The following is a 5,828-nucleotide window of genomic DNA, read 5'->3' as shown; positions in this document are numbered from 1 at the left end:
ACACCCGTTCCCATCTCGAACACGGAAGTTAAGCTCTTCAGCGCCGATGGTACTTGGGTATAAGCCCTGGGAGAGTAGGTCGTTGCCAGGTTGAAATAAAAACCCCTCTTATTTTAGAAGAGGGGTTTTTATTTTTTATGGCATTATTAATTCTATGCAACTTTAAGTTATAATAAAATTTATTTTTCTTAATTTAAATGGGAAAAAACAAATACCTCAAATACATTAAATGTCGTGGATTTTTTTTTCCACGACATTTTTTATTTGAGAAGAAACGTAAATTAGTCATATTTTATTTAGATAAATAATATTGTTAAATACCATTATTAAATACCATTAGCATGTTATTTGAGTAAGGATTGTTACAATAAAATCAACGGTTTAAAAAACTTTTCAATTATAATACACATACCAAAATATAATTTCTACAATACTTTTTCTAATACACACATCGTTAAATCTATAATCCACAATTGAATATTAAGCAGAAACGATCTAAAAAATCCACATTTTGGTAAAAAAATACAAAAAAGACCAGAAGTAGAAATTTAATTCTGCTTTTTGGTCTTTTTCTAGGCTGTTTTTAAATATGAAGTAAAGAGGTTTAGGTAAATCCGTAAAGAAATGCATGCTAAAATCCAACCACCCAGTAGAACAGAAGGATCGTTGTAAATTAGACTTCTTCTTCTAACCAATTATAAAAGGGGAAAGACGGAGGAGAGGAACTATTACTATTACTATTTAAGTGTTTCTTAGATAGAAGAACTTTTACATTTTTTCTAAGTTCATCCATCTTTTTTTCAAAGGATTGAATTAAATGAGATGAATACTGACTAATCATTTCTTTTGAATATTTAATGGCTTGTTTTACATAATCAATTCGTTTACGAAGGGTAGGAAGAATCTTTACTTCCAAGTCACTTAAAATGGATCGCAAATAAATGCCTATTTCCCCTCGATTATCAAGATCAAATATTTTATGGATGGAGAGAAGATTTTTTAAGGCATGAGAAAATAGCTCATTTCCAATAGAGGAATTGAGGGCAGAAACATAATGCTTTTTTATTTTTAAAATTTCTTCTTTCGAGGATTCGGAAATAAATTCATCACATTGTTCTTCCAGCAATACATTTTCTAAAAGTTTCATTTCTCCTTGGTTCGGAAGTGCTTTCTGCGAAGCAAAGGGTTCTTTTAGTCCGGAAACCCTCACAAATTCCTTCCCCATTGCGGAAAAAACCTCCAAATTTAAGAAATTCTCCGCTTCCTCAAGCACATTATAAATAGGCGCACGGGAATAAAGGTTAAGTACCCCCTGTTTTTCATTGGAATGATATAGGGCAGTAATTTCACGTTTTAGAGGTCTTCCTGTATGCACGCCTGCCCATAGGGTATATAAAATAAATCGTTGTGCATGAATACTTAATCCTTTAAAATCGGCAGACTCCAAAAAAGGATAATGTTTTACATATCCCTCAGTGTATTTTTCAACACGCTTTAAAAGGTAAATACGCTCTCCTACCAAGGAAAGGATCCCTTCACGAATTCCTTTTTTAATGAATTTATGGATCGATTGAATATCACAAGATAAAAGGAAAGCCATTTCAGAACGGGTAAGTGGAATCAATCCATCCCAACATACATAACGTGACAGAAGAAAATGAAATTGCATCCGAAGTGGACTATAATTTTTTGTATTCATTGGATTACATAAATCGCGATGGATCAACCCATTCACCCCCTTTTTTGATCGAGAAAAAACACACTTTTATACTGTAGCATATGAATGAAAAATAGGCATTACTTACCTACAGTTTACGTTGCATATCCAAGTAACGGCTTTTGTAAAAAAATACCATTGCATATCCAAGCTTTTACTTACCTACAGTTTACGTTTTAACCCATTTATTTGAATAAATGTAATTTTATTACAAATAATTACAGTAAATACCATTGCATATCCAAGCTTTTACTTACCTACAATTAACGTTGTTCCTCAAACCATTTAAATTTTATGGTTTTTTTGTGTGAATTTACTTACCTACAGTTTACATTGGAAAAAAACAAACTTATTTAAAGTAAGTAAAATACCCATTTTACTTACCTACAGTTTACGTTCGTTCTATAAATATAAAAAACTGTTTATTAATACTATAATTTTACTTACCTACAGTTTACATTAGGGCATTATGTAAACTCCCGTTTTTTTACATTTCTTCCAATTCCACAAGAAAAAATCCTAAAATTTTTTTAGGATGAAGGTAAATTGATATTAAATGACTCCGTTTGTTGTTGAACGGGATCCCGAAGTAACTTTTTAGCTGTTATCGCCTCAGATAAAAAAAGACGGAATAAATATCTTCCTCTTCCTTCATTAAAAATTTCGTATCCTTCAAGAATTTTATTTTCTATCAATTCTTTAATGGCAGTTTCTAAAAGATTTCTTTGAATGGCCGGACGTGCTACACTCATTCCTAACATATCGACAAAATAGGATAATTCTTGTTCGATGATTTTATGTTTGGGTGCTAAACTACATAATAAAACATATAAAATTTGTGCAGTATCCGATTGTAGATCTCTAATTAAAGGCATGCTTATGTAGGAATAAAAACCTTGTTCCAAACTCTGATAAACCAAATCCCCAAAATACACCTCATAATACTGTGCATTACTTTCTCCTTTCTTAAAATTCGTCTTCTGAATAGAAGAAATAAGGCGATACATTCCCTGTTTCTCTACCTCAAGTTCTTCGGAATGCTGAGAAGTATGGTGAAGAAAAATTCTTGTATTAAATAACGAGTTTAGGGCCTCGTCAATTAATCGATAACCACTTCCTTTGGTAGGAAAACCAATGAGGTTTGCTAATTCATAATAGGTAAAAACAACTCGTTGCCCTTCTCCCTTGGTTTTCCATAAGGCTTGTAGACCCATAAATACTTTTTGATCCATTGCAGATAAGATTTCACCTGTATGATATTCAATGAGCATATCTTCTTTTTGTACACGCAAGGGCTCAGAAAGAAATTGAAATGAAGGAAGTTGATTCAGACTGTCTTCCTTTCTTTTACTGGCAGCTGAAAATGCTTTAACTGACTGTCTTTCAATGGGATCTTTATGATGACGGTAAAGCTCCCATTTTAACTTTTTAGTCTCCTGTAGAATGGCATGTTTAATCGCGGAATGAGGGTGATTCGTGGTTTCAATTTGTTTTTCCAAGGAATTTAAAATTTTTTTATCTATTTCCTTTAAATGATTGGCTGCTTCAGTCAGCTTTTCTTGCAATTCTAATTTCACATTAGGCAAATTGGACATATCATTTGTTCCCCATTGCTGGGCTAATTTTTCAATTTGTTGGGTTAGTTCATTTAAAAGACTGGCTGCTTCTTTTTTATTCATGTTCCATCGACTCCTTTCTGTCCCCATTGTACTATACATGAAAAACACAGTTGCACTGTATCTGATTAAAATATTATACGTACGTATTTATGTATTTAAAGGATATGGAATTTGGACAACGAACTATTTAAAAAAAAGGAATTTAGGGAGAGGAGAACTGCGGTGATTACTATTTCGTTTTACAACAATAAAGGTGGAGTAGCGAAGACCACGACAGCGATAACAACCGCTTCTTGTTTGGCAATGGGAATGGGGAAAAAAGTATTGTTAGTAGATATGGATCCACAAGCTAATTGCTCTGATTCCGCTGGGGTATACAATGGATCGGAAGAGGTAAAAACCATTTATCATTTAATGTTGCTTTCTACCAATAATTTCTTAAAGGATGAAATTCAAAAGGTGAAGCGTTTTTCTGAAACTATTCAATGTGATGTGTTCCCATCTAATATTCTGCTTGATGGTTTTCAAGATCAGGTAGCGAATTCAATCAACCGAGAATATCGCTTAAAAAAGATACTTTCTGCTGTGGCAGGTGAATATGACTATTGTTTAATTGATTGCCCCCCTTCATTATCTTTACTCACCGTAAATGCGCTTGTTGCATCAAATTACGTAATCATTCCATGTGATAGTTCCAGGTATGCTTTAACTGGCATGGGGAACTTAATTGAAAAATACCACGAGATTAAAGAGGGGTGTAATCCGGGGCTTGAGATATTAGGGATCCTTAATACCAAGGTAGATAGCCGTTATACGACAGCAAAAACATCAAGAGAAAAACTAGCTGAATATTTTGGGGACCTTCTGTTTGAAACTTTTATACCTCAAAATGCTGCTGTTGAAAAATCGCAATATGAATCCTCTACTTTGTTAGCTTACAACCGAAATAGCTCTGCTTTTAAGTCCTATGAACTTTTCACAAGGGAGTTGGTTTCACGTGTCGAAGCCGAGGTATAACAGTAAAGAAAAAATTGAAAAATCCATCGACAATATACTAGGGAACCTAAATATTCGGCCGAGAGATAATGAAAAACAGGAAAGTAAAAAAGAAGAAATGGAGGTATTGAAACAAAAGCTGGCAGTATATGAAGAAGTAATGGGCTCACTCGAGTTTCTAAATTCAAAAAAAGAACAATTACTAAGGGAAATTTCATCATTAGAACAAGAATTTCAAAATTCCGGCTCACCACGGACGTTGAATGAGAAAGAAATGTCCCTGCATGAGCGAAATAAACATGCTTATCAGCCAACACAAATTATTCGTCAATATTGCGAGCAACCAGAAGGAAAGCGAAAATTAACTATTCATTTAAGAGAAATTGAATATCAAGCAATTCTTAAGGCATCACATATCACACGATCCAAAGGTCAACTCATGGATGTGATTACAAAAGCTTTACGATTCTATATACCACCTCGATATTATGAAGAGGCTGAACATGAAGTATCTGTTAAAGCCGTTGAATCTGTTCGGGTTTTATTAGAGGAAATGGGATTTTCAACAGAAGAAATTGAACAGCGTCTGAGAAGGGCATAGAAAAATTTATGTCCTTCCTTGATGACATAAATTAGTACTTGAAAAGATTCCTATTGGCATGGTATATTTACACTTGTCGCTTTTAATATGGCCCGTTGGAGAAGCGGCTTAACTCACATGCCTTTCACGCATGCATTCAGGGGTTCGAATCCCCTACGGGTCACCATGGGCGCTTAGCTCAGCTGGGAGAGCACCTGCCTTACAAGCAGGGGGTCGGCGGTTCGATCCCGTCAGCGCCCACCATTAAAATTGAATTATCGCGGGGTGGAGCAGTTGGTAGCTCGTCGGGCTCATAACCCGAAGGTCGCAGGTTCAAGTCCTGTCCCCGCAACCAAAAGTAGGAGCTGTGGTGAAGTTGGAGTTCACGCCGGTCTGTCACACCGGAGGTCGCGGGTTCGAGTCCCGTCAGCTCCGCCATGTATAGAGAGCCATTAGCTCAGTTGGTAGAGCACCTGACTTTTAATCAGGGTGTCACTGGTTCGAGTCCAGTATGGCTCACCATTTTAGTTTTAGATGCCGAAGTGGCGGAATTGGCAGACGCGCACGACTCAAAATCGTGTTCCGCAAGGAGTGTCGGTTCGACCCCGACCTTCGGTACCATATTTATTATTAACCTAATGACTGCAAAGTCTATAAGAGGTTAACTGGAAAAAAATATATATTGCAACGAACGACGAAACATGATAAATTAGATCTTGTCGCTTCGGCGGAAAGCAAAAATGAATGTTCTTTGAAAACTGAACAGAATCATGTCCAAACAAGTCAACGTCAATGAATAATTGACATTTTAAACGTCAGTGATGACGAAATGAGCACAACAAACTTTTATTGGAGAGTTTGATCCTGGCTCAGGACGAACGCTGGCGGCGTGCCTAATACATGCAAGTCGAGCGAA

Annotated in this window: 4 protein-coding genes, 6 tRNA genes and 2 rRNA genes; 10 read left to right on the top strand and 2 right to left on the bottom strand. The window is 35.7% G+C overall.

The genetic code is table 11. The features are described from left to right. Positions 1-91 (top strand): 5S ribosomal RNA (gene rrf, locus J2Z37_RS25105); the annotation flags it as partial. Positions 92-673: 582 nt separating this feature from the next. Here rrf and J2Z37_RS25100 read toward each other — a convergent pair. Together J2Z37_RS25100 and J2Z37_RS25095 are read right to left on the bottom strand one after the other, a co-directional pair. After that, positions 674-1,726: a hypothetical protein gene (locus tag J2Z37_RS25100; protein WP_209813066.1), complete on the bottom strand. Its 1,053-nt coding sequence runs from the start codon at positions 1,724-1,726 to the stop codon at positions 674-676. 521 nt (positions 1,727-2,247) lie between these two features. Beyond that, positions 2,248-3,396: a replication initiator protein A gene (locus J2Z37_RS25095; RefSeq protein ID WP_209813065.1), complete on the bottom strand. Its 1,149-nt coding sequence runs from the start codon at positions 3,394-3,396 to the stop codon at positions 2,248-2,250. 162 nt (positions 3,397-3,558) lie between these two features. On the opposite strand from J2Z37_RS25095, the gene J2Z37_RS25090 reads away from it, so the two are divergent. The 9 genes from J2Z37_RS25090 to J2Z37_RS25050 form a co-directional block, all read left to right on the top strand. Further along, entirely contained in the window at positions 3,559-4,353 is a 795-nt protein-coding gene (locus J2Z37_RS25090; RefSeq protein WP_209813064.1) for a ParA family protein, read from the top strand. Then, complete coding sequence (locus tag J2Z37_RS25085) at positions 4,334-4,933, top strand: hypothetical protein (protein WP_209813063.1); 600 nt, start codon at positions 4,334-4,336, stop codon at positions 4,931-4,933. Before J2Z37_RS25090 ends, J2Z37_RS25085 begins: the two co-directional genes overlap by 20 nt. Positions 4,934-5,022: 89 nt before the next feature. Continuing rightward, a tRNA-Glu gene (locus J2Z37_RS25080) sits at positions 5,023-5,099 on the top strand. Between the two features lies 1 nt (position 5,100). Further along, positions 5,101-5,176 (top strand) — tRNA-Val (locus J2Z37_RS25075). Between the two features lie 15 nt (positions 5,177-5,191). After that, positions 5,192-5,267: transfer RNA gene (locus J2Z37_RS25070), tRNA-Met, on the top strand. Positions 5,268-5,273: 6 nt separating this feature from the next. After that, positions 5,274-5,350, top strand: a tRNA-Asp gene (locus J2Z37_RS25065). An 8-nt stretch (positions 5,351-5,358) separates the two neighbouring features. Next, a tRNA-Lys gene (locus tag J2Z37_RS25060) sits at positions 5,359-5,434 on the top strand. A gap of 14 nt (positions 5,435-5,448) precedes the next feature. Then, positions 5,449-5,533 (top strand) — tRNA-Leu (locus tag J2Z37_RS25055). A gap of 225 nt (positions 5,534-5,758) precedes the next feature. Further along, positions 5,759-5,828: ribosomal RNA gene (locus J2Z37_RS25050) — 16S ribosomal RNA — on the top strand; the annotation flags it as partial.

The organism is Ammoniphilus resinae (genome assembly GCF_017873965.1).
Lineage (GTDB): Bacteria > Bacillota > Bacilli > Aneurinibacillales > RAOX-1 > Ammoniphilus_A > Ammoniphilus_A resinae.
Note: the sequence above shows the minus strand (reverse complement) of the source record. Positions and strands in the feature narration are given on the sequence as shown.

Coding starts and splice junctions, on each gene's coding strand:
- J2Z37_RS25095 (WP_209813065.1), bottom strand. CDS start 3,396: ATGAATAAAAAAGAAGCAGCCAGTCTTTTAAATGAACTAACCCAACAA.